We start from the raw sequence: 26,197 nt of genomic DNA, 5'->3' as shown, positions 1-26,197 counted from the left end.
GCTTGATTCTTAAATTCACTTTATACAAAACCGAATATTACTATGAATAATATCATTATTGTACGGATTTGCACAAGCGGAAACCGCTTTGCCTCCGTTATCAGAGGATGGTCCCGCTCCGCTTAGCTCAGCGAACGCACTGCATAGACTTCCTTGCAGAATCCGCGCAGCCCGTTATAGATTCTCGCCACCTTGGAGTGCTTGGAGACAAGGCCAAATACGGTTGGACCGCTCCCCGACATCAGCACGCCGTCCGCCCCCAGCTTCAGCATCGCTTCCTTGAGCTGCTGCACCTCAGGGTGCAGCTTCAGAGTCACATCCTCCAGCACGTTGCCAAGGCCCTCACAGACGGCTGAGAAGTCACCGGCCTCCAGAGCCTGCTGCATGCGGAGCGCGGACGGATGCACCGCTATGTTGCCGGCGCGCACGCGTCCGTATACCTCAGCCGTCGATACATTGATCGGCGGCTTCGCCAGGATGACCCACATTTGCGGAGGATTCGCGATTGGGGTCAGCCGTTCGCCCCTGCCCGTAGCCAGGGCAGTGCCTCCTGTGACGCAGAACGGGACGTCTGAGCCCAGCTCAGCGCCCAGCTCCTGCAGCTCCTGCACCGGGATGCCCAGGCGCCAGAGCCGGTTCAGGCCGCGCAGCGTAGCCGCGGCATCGCTGCTGCCGCCGGCGAGGCCGGCAGCGACCGGAATTCTTTTGTCCAGATGGATATGTACTCCGCTTCTGACGTTATACCGGTCCTTGATCAGCCTTGCCGCCTGGAAGGCCAGATTCTTCTCATCCAGCGGAATATATCCGGCCTGGCTTGAGATAATAATCGAATCCCGCTTCAGCTCCGACAGCTCCAGACGGTCCGCCAGATCGACCATTGTCATTATCATTTCCACTTCATGAAATCCGTCAGCCCGCTTATGCAGCACATCCAGCATCAGATTAATTTTTGCCGGTGCCTTCTCATACATTTTCAAGGCGTTCACCCACCCTCAGCTTTTCCCGTACAAAACAACTTAACATATTATATGAGAAACTGACAGTGAAGTCCATTAAATATACATCCGGTTCTATGAAGCAGAAAAGGTACCGCCCGCAGGCGATACCCGGTGCGGCATGACACCGCTATAGCCGCTTACAATTTCCGCGCAGCAGCCTGCTCTGCCAGCTGAATCGCCCGTTTCACCATATTCCCGGCATCGACTGCCCGGATTCCGCCCCAGCCCTCCTGCTCAACCGTTTCGTAGAACCCAAGCTCCTTGGCCAGCTCCGTCTTCAATTCCTCCGACATCATGCTTCGTCTTCTGCGGCTCATTACGAATTCCTCCCTTGTATGCTGCTCTATGATGAACGTACTGCCTATGTAGTATGCAGCCGGGAGGCCAGTGTCATGCAGCATAATTCAGGAAGAGCCCCTACATGCAAAATAACCCCACAAAGTGGGGCTTTAGCGTAGGTGATGACTCAGGTACTTTGCGGGGACCCCAAAACATAAAAATTCTATCAAAAAACAGCCCCCCCGCAGGGAGACTGTCATGACGCTAAGCTTTGATATACATAATCCGCATCTGCCCATCGTCTTCGGTAACTGTGATTTCCACAGATTCAGTAAGTATATCGGCATAGCTATAGGAGACACGCTTGAATGTCTGCTGCTCCTGATCGAGTTTGACAATAAATACAGAAGGGTACGTTTCTTCCAGGACACCGGTGCGTTCAACGGTTTTCCGACGGCCACCGTTAGCCCGCAACGTGATCTTATGACCGACGTGAGCTTCAAGACTGCGTTTAATTTCTAACAGCGCGTTATTAGCCATTACCTGACGACCACCTCTTTCCTTGTCCATTATACAACTTCCATAACCACTTGTCAAATTAAATAAATAATTATAGATGATGAGAAAAAAGTTGTCAACGGAATTTTTTTAGACGGGGAAATTCCTGACTTAAGCACCTTGTTATCAGTAATGATGACTGGCTGCTCCCTGACCCATCTTGTGTCATAAGCGGCTTCCGTGGCAGCAAAATAGGATAAGCACGAATGCTTACCCTATTCCTTCCGCCTGTTCAGTTATCACTTACCCGGTTATAGCACCGAAGGCGCTACCTTCAGCGTAGCCAGATTCTGCAGCTGAGGCATTCCGATCCGGAAGCTGCCCCGCGTCTCTATTCCGCCCATCCCCTGATTGCCGCTGATCGTATGGCTCAGCACATCGCTTAAGTTCACCGTATCTCGGATAGAGGTAAAAGAGGCCTTGGCCGCGATATACACCGGGTCCAGGGCATGAATGAGTATTCTGCCCGGGGAGCTGGCGAAATTGGCGCCATTGCCCAGGAGAGCCTCGAAGTGCGACTGGCAGGCTCCGGCTACGATCGTCAAAGCATCGAAATTCCGCTCATATTCACGGGCCACCCGGATGGCTGCCACAAAATTCTGTGAATTCTTATAGCTGCTCAGACTGTACAGATCATAATTCTGCTGTTGCTTAAGTACTCCATCATGGCCGGTAATCACTACGATATCGGGACGCACACGGGGCAGCAGACGATACAGCGTCTCCGCCATTTTGGATTCGTTGACATGATGTCCCTCCGCCGGTATGCGCAGCTGCTCGTAGAGGCTCAGGCTCTTCTTCAGATAGAGTGCATCACCATCCAAATGCAGGACCTTACCCGGCACTTCAAAATAAGCCGCTTCCTTCGGAGATGGGCCCCAGGTTCCCGTGGACCCCGACACGCTCTCTCCGCTTCGCTGGCTCTGCACCTGCCGGTCTTTACGCAGCCAGGTTAGAGATTCTGTTGCCTTGATCTGTGCACGCGCTCCCCGCTCGGTAACCCGTGTAGGAGGCACCTGAACCAGATCCTCCAGCGGGGAATCCGCCAACAGACGGAACTCCGTGCCTTTAATGACTGCTCTATTCTGCAATATATTGTCTACCCGGAAGGTCACATCGCCGCCATAGGATTTACGAATGACCAAGTCTCCTAGATTCATTACAACACCACCTCTACCCCATGTTATGGGCAAAGGCCCCGGTTGGTTCATCCGCCGGGAGGGTTTTCTGTATTCTATGCGATGCCTGCAGCCAGAAGAACCGCACTGAGCCGCGCATACTCTTCAATGCTAAGCGTCTCTCCGCGCCGCGAGGGTTCAATGCCGGCTTCGGAGAGCAGCGCCTCCAGGCGCTCCCGCCCTTCTTCCGGGAAGTAGCGGGCCTTAAGATTATTGGCAATCGTCTTGCGCCGCTGGGTAAAGGACGCCTGAACCACACCAAAGAAATGCTTCTCGTCGGCTACCTCCACCGGAGGACGTTCTCTGACCTTCAGCCGGATCACAGCCGATTCCACGTTAGGCTGCGGGATGAACACCGTACGCGGCACCATACAGACCAGCTCAGGCTCGCTGTAATACTGGACGGCAATACTCAGGCTGCCATACTCCTTGCCGCCCGGAGACGCCGCCATACGCTCGGCAACCTCCTTCTGGATCATGACCACGATATTATCCAGCGGCAGCTTCTCCTCCAGCAGCTTCATGAGGATGGGTGTAGTCACATAATACGGCAGGTTAGCTACGACACTAACCCGGTCCCTCCCTGTGAAATCCTCAGCGAACAGCTCCTGCAGATTCACCTTCAGCACATCGTCATTACGGATCTTTACATGGGGATAAGGCGACAGGACATCCCTAAGAATCGGGATCAGCCTGCGGTCAATCTCTACCGCAGTGACGGCCCCGGCCGTCAACGCCAGCCGTTCCGTCAGTGCTCCGATCCCCGGCCCAATCTCAAGCGCACCGGATGTGCTGTCCAGACCGGCGGCATCCACGATTTTGTCCAGAATATTCTGATCGATCAGAAAGTTCTGGCCCAGGCTTTTTTTGAAGGAGAATCCGTAACGCTGAATTATCGCTTTGGTTCTTGTTGGGGACGAGATATTCTCGATACCGCTCATGAAGTAATGCCTCCCTGATCAATTTGGGCGAGGGCCTGCGCGAATTCTTCGCGGGTAATGCCGAACATCGCCAGACGTTTGTACAGCTGCTTGCCATTGCAATAACCGATACCGAGCAGATTGCCAAGCTGCATTCTGCGCTCAGCCGCCCGGGGATGTACCATCAGCCCTGCGGCCATAAGCTCATCCAGCCCAATGATGGGCGGCGCCCCCTCGAAAGAGGTATGTACATGCTCCAGCGCATGGCGGATAGCCTCAGGCGAAGCATTCTCTATTCCGATATCTCCTTTGCGGGTTGCATCCTTCTCCGGGATGAAGGCATGCTTGCAGCCCGGCACCTTGGCCGCGACGATTTTGCGGATTCGCTCTCCGGCATGATCCGGGTCGGTAAGAATGATTACACCCCGGCGCTCCATGGCCAGCTTGATCTTGGCAATGACCCTGTTATCCACTGCCGAACCCCCGGTTTCAATCGTATCGGCCTCAACCGCCCGCTTAACGGCAACGGTATCACTTTTCCCTTCAACTACAATTAGCTCTTTAATCATAAATATTTTAACTCCTTACTCCAGAACGCAAAAAGAAGAGGATTCGCTCCCCTTCTTTTTGGCTAAAGAATGTATAAGTGATGAGCGGCAGCTCTCTAAAATTTCGTAAGTGCTTCCCTCACTATATCGTATTAACCGCTAATTTGCAAAAGACTTTACGTTTAGTTCAGCTCCGGCTTCACAGGTCCGATCACATAGAGTGTGCGCGACTTGCGGCCGAAATTACGGGCATGGCTCAGTGAATCGTAATAGACATCCACCTTGTTGCCTTTGATGGCACCGCCGGTATCCTCTGCTCGGCGAAACCCTAATCCTTCAATGTACACCCACCAGCCAATTGGTATAACACTAGGATCAACAGCTATAGTGCGGCCTTCCGTTACGCGTGTGCCGGAGGCAGTACGTGTTCCAATACCCGGTTCCTGCGACGAATACGCAGTCATGGATACGTTTTTGATCATTCTTTTGTACTCGAAATCCACACCAGCCTTACTGGTAACATTGCTGGCCTTTGCGCTGGCTTTAGATGACTTGGAGGTTGTTACAGGTTTGGAGACCTTGGCAGTAACTACGACGGGCTTAGGAAGCGGCTTGGTTCCAATGGCAATGACTTTGTCCTTGGTAACCGTCTGTACTTCCTTGCCGATCATGCGCATGGATGCCAGCTCGCCATCTTGATAGATCTTCTCGATGTGCTGGATCATTACGCCAGGCTTACCTGCCTGTGCCACTCTTACGGTTCCCTTGGTCAATGAGGGGTCTGCTGTCTTAATGACCCGGAAAGGCAAATTAGTTGTCCGTTGAACCACATGCTTGTTAATCCGGACAATTTTGATTTCCATGTCTGCAGATACTGCGGTTTCTAGCGAAGGGTAAATCTTGTCTAAGCCTTCCAGGCTGTAGCCCAGCTTGTCGATGGCCTGACCAATGGTATCCTCGGTCGTAAATAACGTCTCGGTCTTTCCGTCAACGGTAAGAGCGAACTTCTGCGCAGTGTTAATCACGATACGGTCGCCGTCTTTTATTTCATCACTAAGGCCAATAGATAATTCATCATGCGCCTGCAGCGAAATCTGTTCCTTAGCCAGCACATCACTGAACAGCGTTTCCCGCGTCTCCAGTGTCTGTACCTGTCCGTCTATTACTAGGGTAATTTCTTTTTTGCTCTGACCGTGTACGTACAGCAGTATTAACAGTGCGATAACAATCGATGCCACACCGGCAAGTAAAACTACGCGGGGATTCACTTGCTTCAACCGTAATGCGAAAGACCTGCTGGATGATTGCGAATCATGGGATACTTCTGGTTGGAATACGCCCACTCTTTCCATCCTCCTTACATAGCCCCGTCGTCCAAGTTATATCAAGGTGACTGTATCACTTCTGACGAAACTAGGTTTGAGTTTGCAACAGGATACGCCCGCACTTGCTTCAGCGTTTCCTGCTCATGGATCGCCTGCTCGGCATAGTTACTCCGGAGATCTGTTATATAACAGTATGCCGGGAGCATTCTCATTATTCAAAACAAAAGAAGCCTAAAAAGAGCTCATAGAGGACTCTTTCGTGGCTTCCCGGTGTCGAATACGTCGGAATGCTTATACACGAGGTTTCCTCTCTTACTTGCGCTTACGGGGTTAGCTGTCGGGTTCGGACATAAGAGAGACGCCCTATCTCAGGTCACCCGCTCACGGCGGTTGCCCTCAAATTCACCCCAAGACCACGTAAAGAAATCAAATAATGCCTGCGGCAATTCTGTGCCAGTACTTTTGTACGTTCATGCGGCAGCGCATTATTGGTTCCCCCATTCTCCGTTGCGGAGACTCAGCGAGACGATCCATGAAATTAGTGACTGTCACAGTTACAACAGCTCACTGCACTGAAAAGATGATATCCTGTTTTGATACATGTTGTAAAGGACGATTCAACCACGTTTACGTAAAAAAATGATTAAAATATTGTAATAATCGGCCGTTTTTCCGTCATAAAAGTTTAATATATTCGCTATACTTCATTTTTCACCGCTTTTACTCCTGTTTTCAGAGTATCCCAAATCGTTCCAGTGCGTTCGCATACGTAATTTCCGCCAATTCCTGTAATTCAATCCCTTTTATTGCCGCGGCCGCCTCCGCTACCAGCCTCACATGAGCGGTCTCATTTCGCTTGCCCCGGAAGGGGTGCGGAGTCAGATATGGGGAGTCGGTTTCGATCAGCAGCCGGTCCAGCGGAGTCTGGGCAAGCACCTCTTTGGGCACCCGGGCATTCTTGAACGTAATCGGTCCTCCAAAAGAAAGATGGAAGCCCAAATCAAGACACATCTTGGCACTTTCCCAGCTCCCGGAGAAGGAGTGCATTACGCCGCCAACCTCGCCCGCCTTCTCCTCACGGAGTATGCGGATTACATCTTCATGAGCATCGCGGTTATGAATAGAGATTGGCATCTTCACCTCACGGGCCAGCCCGATCTGCTTGCGGAATACTTCATGCTGCACATCCTTAGGAGAGGTATCCCAGTAGTAATCCAGCCCAATCTCGCCGATGGCAACTACCTTGGGATGAGCGCATAAGGAGGCGATCCATTCGAGGTCCCCGTCCTTCATCGTGATGGCATCCTGGGGATGCCAGCCAACGGCTGCATAAATATAATCATATTTCTCGGCAAGCTGCATGGTGGTCGGTATCGTATCCCGGTTAAAGCCAATGTTGATCATCTTGCTGACGCCGGCTTCCAGCGCCCTGGCAATGACCTCTTCGCGGTCTTCGTCGAATTGTGGAGCATCCAGATGGGTATGGGTGTCGAATAACTGCATTACATTACATCCTTTCGGCCTGTTGTTGTATCTATAATTCCAAGCTTAATCTGATTATTTGGCAAAAATCTCTGCGATGGACGGCGGCAGCTGTGGAAGGGCTTTCTGCAGTCTGTCCTGCGGAAAATACAGATGGTATCTGCCGCGGTGAATACCACTGATAGAGCGAACAATATCCGAGACCTCGGAGATTTCCCTCAGCCGGTCATGCTTGTCCAGAAGCAGGATCTGCTTACTGTCAAAGCCGTCTCCCGGACGGAACACATCATAGGGAAGATCGGTGGGATAATCAATTTCCAGATCATAATCGGGCCTGAGTCCCGCACCGGCGAAGCTGCGGCGAATTTCGTCAATCGTGTCAGAATCCAAATGCTCCATCTCCACATATTTATACAGTTTACGATGGATAAACCGGCTGCACAAGTCGCTCAGGATGTCATCCTCCTCCAGCGTCCACTGCATGAAGGCAGTCTGCATCAAGGCTTCATCCAGCAGCAGGTACTGCCCTACCGTTACCTCTCCGCTGAACAGATCACTTAAGGGCTCGATCATGAAGCGGAAGGCATGCTGCTGCTGCACCAGCTCCTTGGCCCGGCGGAGAATCTGCCTGAGAATAATCTCAGAGCTGCGGGTTACCGGGTGGAAATAGACCTGCCAGTACATCTGGTACCGTGACATCAGGTAATCCTCAATCGCATGCATCCCCGATTCCTTCACAACCACCCGGCCGTCATAAGGGCGCAGCATCCGCAGAATCCGGTCGATGTCGATGGTTCCATAATTCACCCCTGTATAATATGCATCCCGGAGCAAATAATCCATCCGGTCAGCATCCAGTGGTCCCGACACCAAATTGACAACAATTTCATGCTCATAGGTTTTGGAGATGACCGAGGCTACTTTACGGGGGAAATCTTCAGCCACATCACGCAGAATAGCCGTAATCTCTGTATCCTCCAGAATGATACGGCAGGTCCAGTCTTCATGATCCATTTCGAAAGCTTCTTCTATAGAATGGGAGAATGGGCCATGCCCCAAATCATGCAGCAGTGCCGCACACAGGGTAAGCAGTCTCTCCTCCGGCATCCAGTCCTTATAGCCGCTCCGTTCAAACTGGGAAATAATCCTCCGAGTAATCTCATATACCCCCAGAGAATGGGAGAACCGGCTGTGTTCCGCCCCGTGAAAGGTCAAATAGGAGGTACCCAGCTGCCGGATGCGCCGCAGACGCTGAAATTCCCTAGTGTTGATCAATCTCCAGATAATAGTGTCCTGTACGTGGATGTAGTTGTGAACCGGATCCTTAAATACCTTCTCTTCTGACAGCGGTTGCTTCATGAAATCATCTCCTTTTCTTGTTTTATATAATATATTGTCGCTCTTTGTCGAATATTAGCGATTCATATACTGCCAAATCGACAAACATCTTCATAAGCTTTTTAAGAGTGATTTGCCCGATCAAACGCGGAATAAATGTGGTCTCAAAAGATTTCTTAAAATTAGCCTGAAAAAAGGTTGACTGTTTTGGGAATGGTTGGTATTATAAATATCATAAAACAGTGAAGAATGTCGAATAATGACGCTTTTGAACATTGAGAGGAGCAACGATTGTAATGATGAAATCAACAGGAATTGTACGTAAGGTAGATGAGCTTGGACGGGTCGTTATTCCAATTGAATTGCGTCGCACCCTAGGCATTGGAGAAAAAGATGCGCTCGAAATTTACGTGGACGGTGAGCGGATCATGCTTAAGAAATACGAGCCTGCTTGCATTTTCTGCGGCAATGCTGAGAATGTAACTTACTTCAAAGGTAAAATTGTTTGTCATGAATGCATTTCGGCTATCCCTACCCCTGTGACAAACTAAAATAAATAGGGTATAATAGGAACTAATCCAATTGTTAATTCTAACCTTTTTATATCTCCTTGGCCTCCCGTTCGCGCGGGAGGTATTTTTTTGCGCTATTTTCGGGGACTTTCCCCGGATGCCCCTTTTTCCTACCCTGTCTGCTTCCTAAACCTCACATCTAATTCTTAAACCTCTGATTCTTACCCTCCCAAACCCTCCCTGCAGGGAGGGCCCCAAGGGCCCCGGCCCTCTGGACACCCGGAAGCTTGGTGAATCTCTGCAACAGGCGCGGAAGGAAGCTGGGGTTGGCGGTGGACCGGCCCTTCTCGGCCTCCCTGCGGTGATTCCTCAGGCCTTGCCAGTCGAAGGGTTTCGCCATAGGCAGGTGCCTGTGGCGGCTGCGCCGGGTGCTCTCGTGCGACTGATCTGCGTAGACCCGCTCTCTCTGCGAGAATCGCTTAACCATAGAGTGACTAGCGACTTGGGTACTGGATGGCTACTGGCTGCTGACTTTCTTTTGTGCCAGAACTTACTATGTGGAGCGACTAGTACAGTGTCAGATAATGAAACCCTATCATCCCAAAAAATCTAACGGACCGAAAAGACCCTTATTCCCACGAGAACGCCACCTTTTGCAGCGTAACGGACTCAGGCGACCTTATCATCCTTCTACGAGTCGTTTTGGAGCTGAATTGCAGGGGATAAGGTCCTTGGGGTCCGTTAATCGCTCAAGTGACGACTTTCTTCCCGGATAAGAGCACCTCAGTCCGTTACACTAAGCCAAACGCCCCTAAGGTGAGAATCATTATATAAGAAAAATGGTCTTGAGAAATTTGGATAACTGTATTCTGTACAGCTATTTATTGCTAAAACATCCATTTGATCATTATAAGTGTACTTTGAACACTTATATCCACATAATTCCAATAAAAGGTTCATTTTCCTAGACATATAAATGTATAAACTACAACTATAACTAATAAAAGGAATAATTCAATCCATATAAGTGTATGGAATACATTTATTTCATTGGTTTTCAGGTTGTTCAGATGGTTAAACCCATTTTTAGGTTTTCACTGGAATTCGAATAACTTCAGCACAGCAGTGTTCTAACTCCGCTCCAGAAGTTCATTATAAATATCGCGCTTGGACAAGCCGCGGTCAGACGCTGCCTTTTTCATGGCATCCTTACGCGTTAACCCTGAAGCCTCATAGTGGGCTACATGCTCCCCGGTACTAAGCTGACGCCACCAGGAAGACTCGGCCAGCTCGGCCTCCTCTTTACTCTCTCCCTCAAGGACAATTACGTACTCTCCAAGCGGAGGATGCTCCTCCAGCCATCTACTGCATTCTTCAATCGTTCCGCGCAGGAACTCCTCATATCGCTTAGTCAGCTCACGGGCCAGTGTGATCCGGCGGTTGCCGAAGGCCTCCTGCAAATGAACAAGTGTCTTGGCAACTCGGTGCGGCGATTCATAGAAGAGCAGTGTCCCTTGGGCAGAACGCAGAGATGCCAGAACGGCCCTTATATCCTTGCGCTCTCTAGGCAGGAAGCCGACGAACGTGAAGCTGGCGGTAGGCAGACCTGAGGCAATCAAAGCCGACAAGGCGGCATTCGCTCCAGGCACCGGAATCACCGGAATCTGATGGCTGACAGCCAGAGCTACCAGATCGGCACCAGGGTCGGATATCGCCGGCAGACCGGCATCGCTGACGAGTGCCAGATTTTTACCTTCTATTATATAGCGTATCAGCTCCGGCCCACTGGCGGCCTTGTTATGCTCATGGTAACTGAACAGCATGGACGGTGTAATTTCAAAATGGCTCAGCAGCTTACGCGTCTGTCTCGTATCCTCAGCGGCGATAATATCGCATTCCTTCAGCGTGCGTACTGCCCGGTAAGTCATATCCTCCAGATTGCCGATCGGCGTAGCCACCAGATACAGGCATCCGCATCCTTCGGGCTTCACTCCGTCATGGTTATTTTGAAAGCTGCTTTGGCATTGTATGGTCATTGGCTCGTATCCTCTTTGTTTCCGTAATAAATATCCATAATCTCGGGGCAATATTGATTGTCCTCATTATATACGATTAAAGGCGGTTGTAAACGCACCTCCGGCTTTCCGTCACGCGCGGCCTCGATCAGAACCATATTCGCTTCCAGCTGGGCGCGGGGATGTACAAACCGGATCAGCTTCGGTTCCAGCCGGTGCTTCCGCATCAGACTGATAATATCCACTAGGCGCTGCGGCTTATGCACCATGCTGACTTTGCCTCCGGTACGGACCAGCCGGACACAGGCCTGAATGACCTCCTCCAGGGTACAACCAATTTCATGGCGGGCCATCGCCTGATGGGAATTCAGCTTCAGATCGCTCCCGTTCAGCGGCATATAGGGGGGATTCACCGTGATCGCATCGTATACGCCATAGCCCGCTGTAAGATGAAGCTCCCGCAAATCGCCCTCATGAATCTGTACCCGCTCCTCCAGACCGTTAAGCGATACACTGCGCCGGGCCATGTCTGCCAGACGGGGCTGAATCTCGATTCCTTCAATAGAAGCCTTCGTCCGTGTAGTCAGGAGCATAGGAATTACTCCGTTACCCGTACACAGGTCAAGCACCCGTCCGCGCGGCGGTACACTGGCGAAACGTGCCAGCAGTACGGCATCCATCGAGAAGCTGAACACTTCGTCACTCTGGATAATTCTCAGATCATGGGTGAGCAGGTCATCGACCCGTTCTGCTTCATGTAAGGGTACAGGTGTATTGTTCATTGAATGGGTCATTGTAATGTAATCTCCTAAAAGTTTTTGTTGAGCGTATGCTTCGGAAGCATAGCCTTACATTCAAAAAAACCGTAGGCGACAATCTCCTACGGCTGGATATCCTCATTTATTAAGAAAAGAAAGGCAGAACAGACAATCCCCTTCCGTCCGCAAATGCCCAAAGTAGACATTGCAGATGTGGAAGCCTTCGTGATACAGCCGGGCCAGATTATCGTAGCCTTCCCCGACAACCTCCTCTTTCCCTTCGGCAGCAAGTATAGCCTCCGCCTCCGCAGACAGTGCGGCCTTATCTACAGGCGCTTCCCTTTTCAATATGATACGAAGTTGCTCGTTCTCCAGACTCAGCTTCTGATTCGCTTCCATCAGCTCTTTGACCGTCTGCTTCCAATCGCCCAGAGTGGTGCGCATTTCATCCATCTGCGCTTCCATCTCCTGCATGTGTGCAAATATATTTTTCTTCTCCAAGTTTCCACCCCGAAAGTAACCTTATAATGGTTTACTTGACGACAACATCATCCATTGGAAGTTCTTTAACTTTGCCCACTTCAAACAGCTGCACATGAACCGTGCGGCTGCCGGCATTGATACCGACTACCTTGCCGTCACCCAGTGAAGTAACGACCATTTTGCCTACAGCCGGCATTTCTTCCTTCGTGCTCTCATAATTATCATGCTCAAACTTCAGACAACACATCAGCCGTCCGCATAATCCCGAGATCTTGGTCGGGTTAAGCGACAGATTCTGATCCTTCGCCATCTTGATGGACACCGGCTCGAAATCACCAAGCCAGGAGGAGCAGCAGAGCACCCGTCCGCATGGGCCTAATCCGCCCAGCATCTTGGCTTCATCCCGCACACCAATCTGCCGGAGCTCAATGCGGGTACGGAAAATACTGGCCAGGTCCTTCACCAGCTCGCGGAAATCCACGCGGCCCTCGGCCGTAAAGTAGAAAATAATCTTGTTGCGGTCAAACGTAAACTCCACATCCACCAGCTTCATTTTGAGGCCATGATCGCGGATTTTATTTAAACAGGTGGTGAAAGCATCCTTCGCTGCACCCTTGTTCTCTTCCACCACGCGCGCGTCGGTTTCACCGGCAATGCGCATGACTTTCTTGAGCGGCAGTACAACGTCAGCTTCCTGCACCTCTTTTTTGCCAACGACAACCTTACCGTATTCGACCCCTCTTGCAGTCTCGACAATAACGCATTGATCGCGTTCAATCGGGAAATCAAGCGGATCGAAATAATATATTTTACCCGCTTTTTTGAAGCGGACACCTACTACGCTGTACAAAAATTAACCCCCTTGTTTGACGGTAAAGGAACCCTTAAGCAAGACTGCTTCCCTGATGATCCATGCTTGTCCTTCCTCGTCCGCTATACCCGGTCTTTCCAGGTGCTGAGGATTATATCCCGGAGGATCTATTATAAATAACCCGAGCCTCTAGCTTTCCAGCCGGATTAAAAACTGCTCCAGACACAGCTGGGCATTGGCATTGGAACGCAGCTTCCGCTTGCTCTCCGCCGCATATTCCATATAAGCCACCCACTGCTGCGTACTCCTCTGACGGGCAGCCCTCGAAATAAAGTCTAACTGATCTATGAAAACGATACTTTCGTGCTTTCGGTACAGGAAGTAGAGCATATCTTTGAACCATAAGTGGAACATGCTGAATAGAGTGTCCAAATGTTCACCAAGTCCGGTCTTGAACAGCTTCGAACCCGCGGTTGCTACCGCAGTGCTGCCCTTGCCCAGAGACTCCTTCGCTAATTGTAACACTAGATTTCTCATTTCTGCAAACCAATTCTGTGCCAAAAGTTCCCTGCAGCCGTCAAGACCGGCAGTCAGCGACACCGCGCACCGTGCCAGCGGCACCGGAACCCCTTCACCGGACAGCGCCTGAAGCATAATATCCGGATGGAGCGGGCTAAACGGAATGCGCTGGGTTCTGGACTGGATCGTCGGGAGCAGGGAACTGCTGTTATCGGAGATGAGAATGCCTACCGCAGGGGCCGGCGGCTCCTCCAGGAATTTCAGCAGACTATTCGCGGCTTGCACCGTCATTTTGTCCGCTCCTTCTATAATATAAACCTTCGGGTTAATTCCTTCCGAGCGGTAGGAAAAAACACGCTGAAGTTCACGAATCTGATCGATCTTAATGCTCGCCCCATCGGGGCGCAGCAGCGTTAAATCAGGATGATTGCCATGCTCCACCTTGCGGCATTCCAGGCACTCTCCGCAGGCATCATCCTTGCTGGCGGTACAGAATATCGCCTGGGCGAACGTCAAAGCCATCTTCACCTGCCCGCTGCCTGCCGGACCCGTGAACAGATAGGCATGGCTGACAGCATCCTTGCGTAGGGCATTCTGAAGCAGCCGCTTGGCGTCCTCCTGGCCTAATAGTTCATGAAAAGACATATATTCCTCCAAGTTGTCAGAAAGAAAGGTTAATCAGCAGCCCGCGGATCTCTCCAACCCGTCCCAGGAGATCGATCCGGCCCTGCTCGCTGTCCAGCAGATCATCTGCCATATTCAGCAGAGCGGCATCAACCTCTTCGAGCAGCTTGTAGCGTTTGCCGCGGCCCCGCCGGTCCCAGCCCTTGGTATCCTTCAGGATCACTCCGCGGCGGGCCGTCTCCTCCAGAAACCGTTTGATCAGGTTCCGGTAGATGGATAGCTCACGCACAGTCATGGATTTGGAGAGCCGGTCGCCTTGCAGCTGGATATCTTTGATCTGACGGTTCAACTCATCTATAGTTTTCTGCTGGCTTTGCTGTTGAAATACATCGTTGAAGTTTTTTTGCTGGACCGGACGCCTCTCAGCCTCCGTGGTCAGCATTTCGCTTTTTAAGGGCCTGTAGCCCGGGTTGATCTTCATTATGCTCAATAATGCTCGAAACGATCGACGGGAAGTACGAATACGGTAGCTCCGCCCACCTGCACTTCAACAGGAAGCGGCAAATAGGAATCTGTCGTGCCGCTCATCGGCGTGACCGGAGTGACCAGTTGCTCGCGTACTTTGCAGCTGTTACGGATTACACTGAGTACGGCGTCTACCTGAATATCATCTACCCCAATCAAAAAGGTAGTGTTACCCGCACGGAGAAATCCGCCTGTACTGGCCAGCTTGGTGGCACGGAAGTTCGCCTTCACCAGTTCACTGGATAGCCGGTTGCTGTCTTTATCCTGGATAATTGCAATGATCAAATTCATCTTCGTATCCCCTCCTATTAGTTATGTTCACAGGCTATCCGCACAACATTGATTCAATCTGCGGAGAAGCCCTGTTCAATCATTATACCTCTATTGTTTATTTGACAAAACACCTTAGAAATCCTTTAATATCCTGTCCTTCAGTACACGTACAATATCCTGCTCCACCATATGGATGGGACGACCCGCATCAAGCACCACAATCCGCTGCGGATCAGAGCTGGTTACCAGTTCATAGCCCGCCCGCACCTTCTGATGAAACTCCAGGCTCTCCAGATCCAGCCGGTTCACTTCCCGGTTCTGATTGGCCGCTATCCGGGACAGGCCCACCTCAGGATCTACATCCAGGTAAAAGGTAAGATCGGGCATTCTCCCGCCAGTCGCAAACCGGTTAATCCCCCTCACCTCTTCGATGCCAAGCCCTCTGGCGTACCCTTGATAGACCAGACTGCTGTCTACAAAACGGTCGCAGAGCACGGTAATTCCCTCCTGCAAGGCAGGCTCGACCACCTCCGCCAGATGCTGGCTTCTTGCCGCCGCATACAGGAGTGCCTCTGTCCGGGCATCCATAGCCGTATGCGCCGGGTCGAGGATAATAGAGCGGATCTTCTCGGCAATCTCAATCCCTCCCGGTTCGCGGGTGATTAAATAGGGCATGGAGTGGTTCTGCAGATAAGCTGCCACCCTGCCCAGTACGGTTGTTTTGCCGGAGCCGTCGCCTCCCTCCAGTGTAATGAAGAATCCTTCTCGCTTCACTTATGCTTCTCCGCCCTTCTGAATGTTGTATACCATAATATGCTGTAAGGCCGGATCAGCACAGGCCTGAAATTTCGCCCCGCCTATTCTCAGACGGATCAGCCTGTCACAGACAGACGCTGTAATGCTCTCTCCGGGATATAAGAGCGGGATGCCTGGCGGATAGGGAATAACCATCTCTGCCGCAATCCTGCCCGCGCTTGCCTCAAGCTCTATACTCTCTGTCTCCCCGGCAGCCACCGGCCGGATAGAGAACGCGACCGGAGCCGATACTGCCGGAATATCGAAATTGTTCCACGTGGAAATATGACCCGGGAAGGTTGATTCCCCTTCTCTGCTATTATATGACGCTGCCTGGGCTGCGGTCCGTGCGCTGGAGAAGGATTCTCCGCCTTGGGGAGCGGGAGCTGCGGCAGTGTCTGAGTAAGTAGACTGGCCAGGACCGGAATCAGCGGTAAGATCTAGGCCGGAGACAGGTTCAAGATCAGAGATATGATCAGATCCAGCAGTAGGTTCAGGGCCAGTGACATGATCGGCGCCAGTGGTAGGTTCAAGGTCTGAGGGAGATGCGCTCCCGCCTGTCTGCGGCGCTGCCAAGGAGGTCTGCGCTGCAATGTCCTGCAGCGCTGTCAGCAGCGCAGCTGCCTCCTCAGCCTTCGAGCCGAGGCTGAAGGCCAGAACCACGTGCCGGTCGTCGCTCATCTCCGGCACGATTCCCCTCTCTTCGAGCCTGCGCTGCAGCTCGAAGCCCCCCAGGACCCCCGCGGCGTCATATATGACCGCCTTGAAGGGGTCCTGGGTCACGTACGCCGCCCCGCGCAGCGGCGGCGTATTCACTCCTGCGGCGCCCGCCTCGCCGCAGACAGCCTGCTGCGGCTGCGCTGGTTGCAGCAGCCCGAAGCGCGGCAGCGCCGCCAGGCCGCGCCGCAGGACATCCACGGCGGCGAGCCCCGCCGTGAAGGCACCGGCGCCCTGGCTGTGCAGCAGGCGCCGGGCCAGATCGAGCGAAGCCATCACGGGGTAGGATGGGCTGGAGCTCTGCACCATGGCCAGGCGCTGCCGCAGCAGCGCGCGGTCCAGCCATGGCCCTTGCACATGCAGCATGGCGCCCATCGTCAGCGCCGTCAGCATCTTATGCGTGGACTGCACCACGCCGTCCGCGCCCCCGGCAAGCGCCCCGGCCGGAAGCGCCGGGTGCTGCCCGTAATGCGCCCCGTGCGCCTCATCAACCAGCAGCGGAACGCCGCTGGTATGACAAGCCTGCGCGAGGGGCGCTAGGTCACTGCCCATGCCGTAGTAATTCGGCATGGTGACTAGGACCCCGGCAGCCTCCGGGTAAGCGGCCAGCGCCGCCTGCACCGTCTCAGCAGACGGTGCCACCGCAAGGCCGCTGCCCGGGTCGATCTGCGGCTCCAGGAAGACTGCACGTGCTCCCGCCAGCATCAGTCCATGGATCACGGACTTGTGGACGTTGCGCTGCAGAATAAGCAAACTTCCGGGCTCAGAACAGACCGTCAGGATCAGAGCCAGATTACCCGCGGTGCTTCCGCCCACCAGCATATAACTCTCCTCCGCGCCGTAACAATCGGCTGCCAGCTCCTGGGCTTCCCTTATTACCCCTCCCGGATGATGAAGGTCATCCGTTCCGGTAATCTCCGTCACATCGTAACGCATCACTTCCGTGAGATACCCCGCACTCTCTGCACTGACAGTACTCCGGTAAGCCTCCCCGTTCTTGTGACCCGGCACATGATAAGATATATTACCCTTATGTCTATATTGTTCCAGCATTTCGTATACAGGTGCCCTGCCAGGCTGTAGCTTGTCCATAGATTCTTCCTCCCCTGGGGGTTACCTTCTATTTTAACGCAAATGCACCCAAACGCCTATCACTTCCGCAAAGGATTGCACGCAATAAAACGGCTTCCCTCACCCGGTCAGGGCGGAGAAGCCGTTAAGAAGAACCTTGTATTTGCAGCCAACGCGACACAGATTCACCGCCCGCTCTTTATATGTTGCTTGTTACAGGTACTGCAATTCGAACATTAAGCATGCATACGCAGATTGATCTTCTTCATCCGGTTAATGAAAAAGTTGTACTTCACATCCTCAGCCTCCGTACGCACCATCTCACTCTCACAGTCCTCACAGATGAAGTGCGAGACAATCACAATGCCTTCTTCCTTTTGCTGCCCGCAGATAATGCAGGCCTGCCCGGTTTGCTGTTCCATTTTCATCCCACCTTGACTCTTTTAAGAACAGTATGCTACACCTTCTATCATTTTAAACCTTTTCATAGTTTTTTCCTAATCCTTCATAGCCTAAAATATATATATTCGCCCGCTGCCCATTCGGTGAATCTGAGCCCGTTGTTTAATAAAACGCAGGAGCAGGCCGATAATAATAACAAGAGAACTTGCGAGGAGGTCCGAATTCCAGGTATGGAACCAAACACCAAAGGTGCCGCTACATTCTATCAATACAAGCTTATCAAAAAAATTACTATTACAGCATTCCTGCTGCGGGTCTATATCACCCTGCCCTTTATATGCCTTGTGCTCGAAAGTGTCTTTCTCTCCTGGCTTAGTGTTCTGTTCATGATTATAGCCGGACCTGTCATGCTGTGGATTCAGTATGTCATCTCACGCTCTGTGCTGCTGATTAGCGGACACCCTATCGCCAAACGCTGGAGATTATCCCTGCGCCTGCCCTGGCCCGGTTACATGCCCGATCAATATATCAATTACGGCATCTTCCGTACCGTACAGCTGCATAACCTCTGGATCGGTCTTTGTATAGCCGCACTCTTCATCGTCTGGGCTCCGCCAGCCTTCACGGTTTCGCTTGCGGTATGCCACCTGTGGCTGCTGCTACCCCGTCTGTATGCGCTGCTGCGGTTAACAAGTGTAGGCAAAGACGGGATGCTCAAGTTCAATGCGGCAGACGCCTCTTATTACGCCCAGTAATCCCAACCAGATATACATAGCGCTGTATTTAAGCGGCCAAGCATGCTCACACAAAAAATCGCCATCCATAACCGGACGGCGATTTTTTATCTGTTCTTCAAGCCTTTGGTTGTAACCTTCTTTTCCTTCGGAATCATCACGATAAAATAGTCATCATGCACGGTCAGGTGTACAATAAGTCCTTCTTTCTGAAAAACACGGGAGCTCCCGGAATCGTCTGCTTTCTGTTCCTGCTCTTCCCAGCCCCACGCTTTAATGGCTGCAAGATAAGGCTCCGGCACGCCTTTCTTCTCCTTCAACCCCGGCAAGGAATACCGTACATAGTCCATGGCTACATTTGTAGTTGTTCTGTCGGGTGAGCTTGCCTCTTTGGGAACGGGGAAGTCTTCCTCATTAAGTGCACCGTTAAAAGTATCCCAAGCCGGCTCCTTCGTTCCGCAACCCGCCAGCATTACTCCGACTATACAAAGAATAACTAATATCCACAAAGGTTGAGTTCGCTTCATACCTTAAATCCTCCTTACCTCTACCATGCATCTAAAGACGCAAGAAAATTCCAAGATAGAATTTATACGTAGTTCATTCGTATTAAGGCTTTTGCTTATTTATTGCACTTTTCCATTATACTTGGAACCATCGCCTCGTCGGTAACAAAAATGTCACTCGTTTGTAAGCGTTTTTATAATAAAATACCGCACTCCTTCCCGCTTTTTATATATGCGGGTATACAAAAAAGCCATTGTCGACAATTCGACAATGGCTCATGTGTGCTTGGCAACGTCCTACTCTCCCAGGACCCTTCGGTCCAAGTACCATCGGCGCTGGAGGGCTTAACGGTCGTGTTCGGGATGGGTACGTGTGGAACCCCTCCGCTATCGCCACCAAACGGGCATTTACAGCGTAAATGCTTCAGGAAATTGATTCCTGAAAACTGAATCCGAAACGAACCTGCGTGTTAGAAATTTGGATAAGCCCTCGACCGATTAGTATTGGTCAGCTCCATGCATTGCTGCACTTCCACCTCCAACCTATCTACCTCGTCGTCTTCAAGGGGTCTTACATACTGGGAAATCTCATCTTGAGGGGGCTTCACGCTTAGATGCTTTCAGCGCTTATCCCGTCCGTACGTAGCTACTCAGCCATGCTCCTGGCGGAACAACTGATGCACCAGCGGTACGTCCATCCCGGTCCTCTCGTACTAAGGACAGCTCCTCTCAAATTTCCTGCGCCCACGACAGATAGGGACCGAACTGTCTCACGACGTTCTGAACCCAGCTCGCGTACCGCTTTAATGGGCGAACAGCCCAACCCTTGGGACCTACTTCAGCCCCAGGATGCGATGAGCCGACATCGAGGTGCCAAACCTCCCCGTCGATGTGGACTCTTGGGGGAGATAAGCCTGTTATCCCCAGGGTAGCTTTTATCCGTTGAGCGATGGCCCTTCCATGCGGTACCACCGGATCACTAAGTCCGACTTTCGTCCCTGCTCGACTTGTAGGTCTCGCAGTCAAGCTCCCTTATGCCTTTGCACTCTGCGAATGATTTCCAACCATTCTGAGGGAACCTTTGAACGCCTCCGTTACTCTTTAGGAGGCGACCGCCCCAGTCAAACTGCCCGCCTGACACGGTCCCCGTACCCGATAAGGGCACTAGGTTAGAACCTAGATACGATCAGGGTGGTATCCCAACGGCGCCTCCGCAGAAGCTTGCGCTCCTGCCTCCACGGCTCCCACCTATCCTGTACAGATCGTACCCAAATTCAATATCAAGCTGCAGTAAAGCTCCATGGGGTCTTTCCGTCTTGTCGCGGGTAACCTGCATCTTCACAGGTATTAAAATTTCACCGGATCTCTCGTTGAGACAGCGCCCAAGTCGTTACGCCATTCGTGCGGGTCAGAATTTACCTGACAAGGAATTTCGCTACCTTAGGACCGTTATAGTTACGGCCGCCGTTTACTGGGGCTTCGGTTCACAGCTTCGGGTTTAACCCCTAACCGCTCCCCTTAACCTTCCAGCACCGGGCAGGCGTCAGCCCGTATACTTCGCCTTACGGCTTCGCACAGACCTGTGTTTTTGCTAAACAGTCGCTTGGGCCTTTTCACTGCGGCCCCCTCGGGCTATTCACCCTACCGAGGCACCCCTTCTCCCGAAGTTACGGGGTCATTTTGCCGAGTTCCTTAACGAGAGTTCTTCCGCGCGCCTTAGAATTCTCTTCTCGCCTACCTGTGTCGGTTTGCGGTACGGGCACCTTCTCCTGGCTAGAGGCTTTTCTTGGCAGTGTGAGATCATGACCTTCGCTACTATAATTTTCGCTCCCCATCACAGCCCAGCCTTACGATGTGCGGATTTGCCTGCACACCAGCCTCACTGCTTAGACGGACATCCATCAGTCCGCGTCACTACCCTCCTGCGTCACCCCATCGCTCATAGCGGATTACGGTGGTACAGTAATTTCAAACTGTTGTCCTTCGACTACGCCTGTCGGCCTCGCCTTAGGTCCCGACTTACCCTGAGCGGACGAGCCTTCCTCAGGAAACCTTGGGCTTTCGGCGGATCAGATTCTCACTGATCTTTTCGTTACTCATACCGGCATTCTCACTTGTGTAGTGTCCAGCGCTCCTTACGGTACACCTTCAACCCCTACACAACGCTCCCCTACCCCAGATGCAAAGCATCTAGCCATAGCTTCGGTGGTGTGTTTAGCCCCGTTACATTTTCGGCGCAGAGTCACTCGACCAGTGAGCTATTACGCACTCTTTCAATGGTGGCTGCTTCTAAGCCAACATCCTGGTTGTCTGTGCAACTCCACATCCTTTCCCACTTAACACACACTTGGGGACCTTAGCTGATGGTCTGGGCTGTTTCCCTTTTGACAATGGATCTTAGCACTCACTGTCTGACTCCCGGCAAGAAGTAAATGGCATTCGGAGTTTGACTGAGCTTGGTAACCCTTGCGGGCCCCGCACCCAATCAGTGCTCTACCTCCACCACTCCATTCACCGAGGCTAGCCCTAAAGCTATTTCGGGGAGAACCAGCTATCTCCGAGTTCGATTGGAATTTCTCCGCTACCCCCACCTCATCCCCGCATTTTTCAACATGCGTGGGTTCGGGCCTCCAGTGCGTGTTACCGCACCTTCACCCTGGACAGGGGTAGATCACACGGTTTCGGGTCTACGTCCACATACTAAATCGCCCTATTCAGACTCGCTTTCGCTGCGGCTCCGGCTTCTCACCTTAACCTTGCATGTTAAACGTAACTCGCCGGTTCATTCTACAAAAGGCACGCCATCACCCATAAAGAGGGCTCTGACTTTTTGTAAGCACACGGTTTCAGGTTCTATTTCACTCCCCTTCCGGGGTGCTTTTCACCTTTCCCTCACGGTACTGTTTCACTATCGGTCGCCAGGTAGTATTTAGCCTTAGCAGATGGTCCTGCTGGATTCATACGGGGTTTCACGTGCCCCGCACTACTCGGGATCCGTCTCGGAGAGAACACAGTTTAGGCTACAGGGCTTTTACCTCTATCGCGGGCCTTTCCAGACCTCTTCGCCTACTCTATTCCTTTGTAACTCCATGTGAGACGTCCCACAACCCCAAGAGGCAAGCCCCTTGGTTTAGGCTGTTCCGCGTTCGCTCGCCGCTACTGACGGAATCACTATTGTTTTCTCTTCCTCAGGGTACTTAGATGTTTCAGTTCCCCTGGTCTGCCTCTGCGTATCCTATGTATTCAGATACGAGTAACTGCGAATTACCACAGCTGGGTTTCCCCATTCGGACACCCCCGGATCAAAGCTTGCTTACAGCTCCCCGAGGCAGTTTCGTTGTTCGCCACGTCCTTCGTCGGCTCCTGGCGCCTAGGCATCCTCCGTGTGCTCTTAGTAGCTTAACCAATGCGTTTTCCCTAAGGAAAATCGCTAGTATCGCCATTAATATGAAACTTGTTTACACAAGTTCAGCTTAAAGGAATGTTCTAAAACGCAAATTCGTTTCGGTATCCAGTTTTCAAGGATCAAGTTGCTGTTATTACGGGACAATCACGGCTGTGATGTTCGGAATAACAGACAGTGTTACTTGAGAGTTTGAGCTCTCAAAACTGACCAACGAGTGAGTATTCGACCCAAGGGTTCTATTGTGGAAGCAAAGCTTCCGATTTGAATGTTTCCGTTGCAGGAAACGATTCTCCATAGAAAGGAGGTGATCCAGCCGCACCTTCCGATACGGCTACCTTGTTACGACTTCACCCCAATCATCTACCCCACCTTCGGCGGCTGGCTCCCTTGCGGGTTACCCCACCGACTTCGGGTGTTGTAAACTCTCGTGGTGTGACGGGCGGTGTGTACAAGACCCGGGAACGTATTCACCGCGGCATGCTGATCCGCGATTACTAGCAATTCCGACTTCATGCAGGCGAGTTGCAGCCTGCAATCCGAACTGAGACCGGCTTTGCTGGGATTGGCTCCACCTCGCGGCTTCGCTTCCCGTTGTACCGGCCATTGTAGTACGTGTGTAGCCCAGGTCATAAGGGGCATGATGATTTGACGTCATCCCCACCTTCCTCCGGTTTGTCACCGGCAGTCACTCTAGAGTGCCCAGCTTCACCTGCTGGCAACTAAAGTCAAGGGTTGCGCTCGTTGCGGGACTTAACCCAACATCTCACGACACGAGCTGACGACAACCATGCACCACCTGTCTCAACTTTCCCCGAAGGGCACCTGATGCATCTCTGCTTCGTTAGTTGGATGTCAAGACCTGGTAAGGTTCTTCGCGTTGCTTCGAATTAAACCACATACTCCACTGCTTGTGCGGGTCCCCGTCAATTCCTTTGAGTTTCAGTCTTGCGACCGTACTCCCCAGGCGGAGTGCTTACTGTGTTAACTTCGGCACCAAGGGTATCGAAACCCCTAACACCTAGCACTCATCGTTTACGGCGTGGACTACCAGGGTATCTAATCCTGTTTGCTCCCCACGCTTTCGCGCCTCAGCGTCAGTTACAGCCCAGAAAGTCGCCTTCGCCACTGGTGTTCCTCCACATATCTACGCATTTCACCGCTACACGTGGAATTCCACTTTCCTCTTCTGTACTCAAGTCACCCAGTTTCCAGTGCGACCTCAGGTTGAGCCCAAGGTTTAAACACCAGACTTAAATAACCGCCTGCGCGCGCTTTACGCCCAATAATTCCGGACAACGCTTGCCCCCTACGTATTACCGCGGCTGCTGGCACGTAGTTAGCCGGGGCTTTCTTCTCAGGTACCGTCACTCCGGCAGCAGTTACTCTACCGGACGTTCTTCCCTGGCAACAGAGCTTTACGATCCGAAAACCTTCATCACTCACGCGGCATTGCTCCGTCAGGCTTGCGCCCATTGCGGAAGATTCCCTACTGCTGCCTCCCGTAGGAGTCTGGGCCGTGTCTCAGTCCCAGTGTGGCCGTTCACCCTCTCAGGTCGGCTACGCATCGTCGCCTTGGTGGGCCGTTACCCCACCAACTAGCTAATGCGCCGCAGGCCCATCCCCAAGCAGCAGATTGCTCCGCCTTTCATTCTTCTCTCAGGAGAAAAAAGAAATTATCCGGTATTAGCTACCGTTTCCGGTAGTTATCCCAGGCTTGAGGGCAGGTTGCCTACGTGTTACTCACCCGTCCGCCGCTAAGTCTGAAAGGAAGCAAGCTTCCTCTCAAACTCCGCTCGACTTGCATGTATTAGGCATGCCGCCAGCGTTCGTCCTGAGCCAGGATCAAACTCTCCAAATTGGTATTTAGAAAGAGCGATTGCTCATTTTGAAACATCTGACGAGAATTTACATTCTCATTTTTGGATCTCACCGAAGTGATTTCCAGATACTCACTCGTTGTTCAGTTTTCAAAGATCAAGCTCGTTGTTAGTGTCGATGTTGTCGTCACCAGCAACTCTTATAATATATCACATCCAACCGATCAATGCAAGCTCTTTTTTAACTTCTTGTTCGAGCCAGGACTTGATGTTTCGCGGCCAGAAATAGAATATATCACGTATAGAGATTCAATGCAAGCATTATTTCTAAATCATTATCTAAAGCTACGCTTCCCCTAACCGGCCCCTAACCCGGCAAGCAAGTTAGCATAGCTCTACTCCTCTGTCCGCGTGCTTAAGCAATAATTTCTTGAATATGAAGCTCGCGTTCATTGATCAGATTAACGATATTTCCTTCAACCTGAACCATGGGTCTTGTCGGGTTGTTACGATCGGTAAAGATGATTTCCCCATGACGCCCATCGCTGAGCCGTATCCGTGTACCGTTATATAGGTCTGTCGTCTTTTGAATGAAGGTCTGTACGATTACCGGATCGAGCTTCCCGAAGCTCTCCTTCTGCAGCTGCTCCAATACCAGATAAGGCGACTGTGCCTTTCTGTAGGCTTTTCCCAGCGTCATGGCATGGAAGATATCGGCGACTGCCACTATCTTGGCGTAGAAATGAATCTGGCTGCCATCCAGCCTAAGTGGATACCCTGAACCATCTATCTTCTCATGGTGCTGCAAGGCGGCGAGTCTAACCCCTTCGTTAATGGCTGTAACATTGCGCAGCAGCTGATAACCGTATGTAGTGTGCCTGCGTACCTCGTCAATCTCTGCACCGCTTAGAGGGGTTGGCTTCTGCAGCAGCGCTTCGTCTACCTTAATGTTACCTATATCGTGCAGCAAGCCGGCAAAAGCAGCCTGCATCCAGTCCTTCTGCGGATATCCGCACCACTGGGCAATTCGATAGGAGGTCAGGGCAGACAAGACCGCATTATGATAGTTATATTCCTGGTCAATCAGCACACGCGGCGCAAACTTTAAGACATGATAATCCTTCAAATGGGTAATCAGCAGCTCCAGTTGACTCCGCAGTTCGAAGATCGGAAGAGCCGCTGCGGCCGCTGCACGGTAGCTTTGCTTGATAAGCACCAGCATTTTCTCATACTCATCGTGAAGCGGAGAATTACTCTTGGCCAGCACCGACTCATTAATCAGAGCACCCGCCTTAGCCGCTTGCTGCTTCACTGCCGGTTTAGCGCTCTCTGCCGATTTGTCTTCCCCTTGTGCCCCTTCAATCTCAACCTGTCCGATCAAAAAAGCCTGCAAAATCTCAATATCCCGGGGGAGAATGATTTTGCCCTTCCCGAACAATACTCCTCCTAAAGGAGTAATTACATCCTTTATAATCTTTGAACCCGCTTTAATCTCTCCAACGGATATGTTTGGCATTAGCCCAAGCCCCTTTATGTCGGTGACACCTATGATGCTCTAATTATAGTATGGAACCCGGGAAGCGGCTAGATAGAGAATTCCCCG

The 26,197-nt window shown here is 51.8% G+C and carries 23 protein-coding genes, 3 rRNA genes and 1 riboswitch; of the genes, 2 read left to right on the top strand and 24 right to left on the bottom strand.

What is annotated here, in order from left to right; all coding sequences use genetic code 11:
- Positions 1-122: 122 nt before the first annotated feature.
- From ispE to MKY12_RS32125, 9 genes are all read right to left on the bottom strand, one after another.
- Positions 123-977, bottom strand: coding sequence for a 4-(cytidine 5'-diphospho)-2-C-methyl-D-erythritol kinase (ispE, locus tag MKY12_RS32165; protein WP_036696392.1), 855 nt, complete (start codon positions 975-977; stop codon positions 123-125).
- Positions 978-1,135: 158 nt separating this feature from the next.
- Complete coding sequence (locus tag MKY12_RS32160) at positions 1,136-1,315, bottom strand: small, acid-soluble spore protein, alpha/beta type (RefSeq protein WP_036723967.1); 180 nt, start codon at positions 1,313-1,315, stop codon at positions 1,136-1,138.
- A 226-nt stretch (positions 1,316-1,541) separates the two neighbouring features.
- On the bottom strand, positions 1,542-1,817 hold the full coding sequence (locus MKY12_RS32155) for a Veg family protein (protein ID WP_036696386.1): 276 nt from the start codon (positions 1,815-1,817) through the stop codon (positions 1,542-1,544).
- Positions 1,818-2,086: 269 nt separating this feature from the next.
- Positions 2,087-2,995 (bottom strand): sporulation peptidase YabG, encoded by a 909-nt coding sequence (gene yabG / locus MKY12_RS32150; protein WP_036723969.1) that lies wholly within the window; start codon positions 2,993-2,995, stop codon positions 2,087-2,089.
- 74 nt (positions 2,996-3,069) lie between these two features.
- Positions 3,070-3,954: a 16S rRNA (adenine(1518)-N(6)/adenine(1519)-N(6))-dimethyltransferase RsmA gene (gene rsmA / locus MKY12_RS32145; protein WP_339312204.1), complete on the bottom strand. Its 885-nt coding sequence runs from the start codon at positions 3,952-3,954 to the stop codon at positions 3,070-3,072.
- Complete coding sequence (gene rnmV / locus MKY12_RS32140) at positions 3,951-4,502, bottom strand: ribonuclease M5 (protein WP_036723973.1); 552 nt, start codon at positions 4,500-4,502, stop codon at positions 3,951-3,953. The genes rsmA and rnmV overlap by 4 nt, the downstream gene beginning before the upstream one ends.
- A 161-nt stretch (positions 4,503-4,663) precedes the next feature.
- A complete protein-coding gene (locus tag MKY12_RS32135) occupies positions 4,664-5,824 on the bottom strand; it encodes a 3D domain-containing protein (RefSeq protein WP_036723975.1) in 1,161 nt (386 codons plus the stop codon).
- Positions 5,825-6,110: 286 nt separating this feature from the next.
- A riboswitch (cyclic di-AMP (ydaO/yuaA leader) is annotated at positions 6,111-6,339 on the bottom strand.
- 199 nt (positions 6,340-6,538) lie between these two features.
- On the bottom strand, positions 6,539-7,309 hold the full coding sequence (locus MKY12_RS32130) for a TatD family hydrolase (protein ID WP_339252670.1): 771 nt from the start codon (positions 7,307-7,309) through the stop codon (positions 6,539-6,541).
- Positions 7,310-7,363: 54 nt separating this feature from the next.
- Complete coding sequence (locus MKY12_RS32125; protein ID WP_209879182.1) at positions 7,364-8,647, bottom strand: HD domain-containing protein; 1,284 nt, start codon at positions 8,645-8,647, stop codon at positions 7,364-7,366.
- A 275-nt stretch (positions 8,648-8,922) separates the two neighbouring features.
- Here MKY12_RS32125 and MKY12_RS32120 point away from each other — a divergent pair, with 275 nt between their 5' ends.
- Positions 8,923-9,177 (top strand): AbrB/MazE/SpoVT family DNA-binding domain-containing protein, encoded by a 255-nt coding sequence (locus MKY12_RS32120; RefSeq protein ID WP_019914502.1) that lies wholly within the window; start codon positions 8,923-8,925, stop codon positions 9,175-9,177.
- A 1,091-nt stretch (positions 9,178-10,268) separates the two neighbouring features.
- Here MKY12_RS32120 and rsmI read toward each other — a convergent pair.
- The 10 genes from rsmI to MKY12_RS32070 form a co-directional block, all read right to left on the bottom strand.
- Entirely contained in the window at positions 10,269-11,174 is a 906-nt protein-coding gene (rsmI, locus tag MKY12_RS32115; RefSeq protein ID WP_339312202.1) for a 16S rRNA (cytidine(1402)-2'-O)-methyltransferase, read from the bottom strand.
- Positions 11,171-11,947: a tRNA1(Val) (adenine(37)-N6)-methyltransferase gene (locus tag MKY12_RS32110; RefSeq protein WP_339312200.1), complete on the bottom strand. Its 777-nt coding sequence runs from the start codon at positions 11,945-11,947 to the stop codon at positions 11,171-11,173. The genes rsmI and MKY12_RS32110 overlap by 4 nt, the downstream gene beginning before the upstream one ends.
- A 102-nt stretch (positions 11,948-12,049) precedes the next feature.
- On the bottom strand, positions 12,050-12,412 hold the full coding sequence (yabA, locus tag MKY12_RS32105) for a DNA replication initiation control protein YabA (protein WP_036723981.1): 363 nt from the start codon (positions 12,410-12,412) through the stop codon (positions 12,050-12,052).
- Between the two features lie 31 nt (positions 12,413-12,443).
- The gene (locus tag MKY12_RS32100) at positions 12,444-13,244 is read right to left on the bottom strand and encodes a stage 0 sporulation family protein (RefSeq protein WP_036696365.1); all 801 of its coding nucleotides are present in this window, start codon (positions 13,242-13,244) and stop codon (positions 12,444-12,446) included.
- Positions 13,245-13,394: 150 nt separating this feature from the next.
- Positions 13,395-14,369, bottom strand: coding sequence for a DNA polymerase III subunit delta' (holB, locus tag MKY12_RS32095; RefSeq protein WP_036696363.1), 975 nt, complete (start codon positions 14,367-14,369; stop codon positions 13,395-13,397).
- 16 nt (positions 14,370-14,385) lie between these two features.
- On the bottom strand, positions 14,386-14,829 hold the full coding sequence (locus tag MKY12_RS32090) for a YaaR family protein (protein WP_036723982.1): 444 nt from the start codon (positions 14,827-14,829) through the stop codon (positions 14,386-14,388).
- A 5-nt stretch (positions 14,830-14,834) separates the two neighbouring features.
- Positions 14,835-15,164 (bottom strand): cyclic-di-AMP receptor, encoded by a 330-nt coding sequence (locus MKY12_RS32085; protein ID WP_036723983.1) that lies wholly within the window; start codon positions 15,162-15,164, stop codon positions 14,835-14,837.
- A 114-nt stretch (positions 15,165-15,278) separates the two neighbouring features.
- A complete protein-coding gene (gene tmk, locus MKY12_RS32080) occupies positions 15,279-15,920 on the bottom strand; it encodes a dTMP kinase (protein WP_036723984.1) in 642 nt (213 codons plus the stop codon).
- On the bottom strand, positions 15,921-17,750 hold the full coding sequence (locus tag MKY12_RS32075) for an aminotransferase class I/II-fold pyridoxal phosphate-dependent enzyme (RefSeq protein WP_339312199.1): 1,830 nt from the start codon (positions 17,748-17,750) through the stop codon (positions 15,921-15,923).
- A gap of 215 nt (positions 17,751-17,965) precedes the next feature.
- Positions 17,966-18,151 carry a sigma factor G inhibitor Gin gene (locus MKY12_RS32070; RefSeq protein ID WP_076082751.1) on the bottom strand — a complete coding sequence of 62 codons (186 nt, stop codon included), beginning with the start codon at positions 18,149-18,151 and terminating at the stop codon, positions 17,966-17,968.
- Positions 18,152-18,361: 210 nt separating this feature from the next.
- On the opposite strand from MKY12_RS32070, the gene MKY12_RS32065 reads away from it, so the two are divergent.
- Positions 18,362-18,886 carry a hypothetical protein gene (locus tag MKY12_RS32065; RefSeq protein ID WP_036723988.1) on the top strand — a complete coding sequence of 175 codons (525 nt, stop codon included), beginning with the start codon at positions 18,362-18,364 and terminating at the stop codon, positions 18,884-18,886.
- An 86-nt stretch (positions 18,887-18,972) separates the two neighbouring features.
- On the opposite strand, the gene MKY12_RS32060 is transcribed toward MKY12_RS32065, so the two are convergent.
- The 5 genes from MKY12_RS32060 to MKY12_RS32040 all read right to left on the bottom strand — a co-directional run bounded on the left by MKY12_RS32060 (position 18,973) and on the right by MKY12_RS32040 (position 26,110).
- Positions 18,973-19,392 carry a hypothetical protein gene (locus MKY12_RS32060; protein ID WP_036723990.1) on the bottom strand — a complete coding sequence of 140 codons (420 nt, stop codon included), beginning with the start codon at positions 19,390-19,392 and terminating at the stop codon, positions 18,973-18,975.
- A 263-nt stretch (positions 19,393-19,655) separates the two neighbouring features.
- Positions 19,656-19,772: ribosomal RNA gene (rrf, locus tag MKY12_RS32055) — 5S ribosomal RNA — on the bottom strand.
- A 77-nt stretch (positions 19,773-19,849) separates the two neighbouring features.
- Positions 19,850-22,776, bottom strand: a 23S ribosomal RNA gene (locus MKY12_RS32050).
- Positions 22,777-23,074: 298 nt separating this feature from the next.
- Positions 23,075-24,635, bottom strand: a 16S ribosomal RNA gene (locus tag MKY12_RS32045).
- The 16S, 23S and 5S rRNA genes sit together here, the layout of an rRNA operon.
- Positions 24,636-25,009: 374 nt before the next feature.
- Complete coding sequence (locus MKY12_RS32040) at positions 25,010-26,110, bottom strand: HD-GYP domain-containing protein (RefSeq protein WP_036728078.1); 1,101 nt, start codon at positions 26,108-26,110, stop codon at positions 25,010-25,012.
- Positions 26,111-26,197 lie beyond the last annotated feature (87 nt).

Source organism: Paenibacillus sp. FSL M7-0896 (assembly GCF_037975415.1).
GTDB classification, from domain to species: Bacteria; Bacillota; Bacilli; order Paenibacillales; family Paenibacillaceae; genus Paenibacillus_AQ; species Paenibacillus_AQ silagei.
The sequence above is the reverse complement of the archived record's forward strand: the minus strand, read 5'-3'. Positions and strand labels throughout refer to the sequence as shown.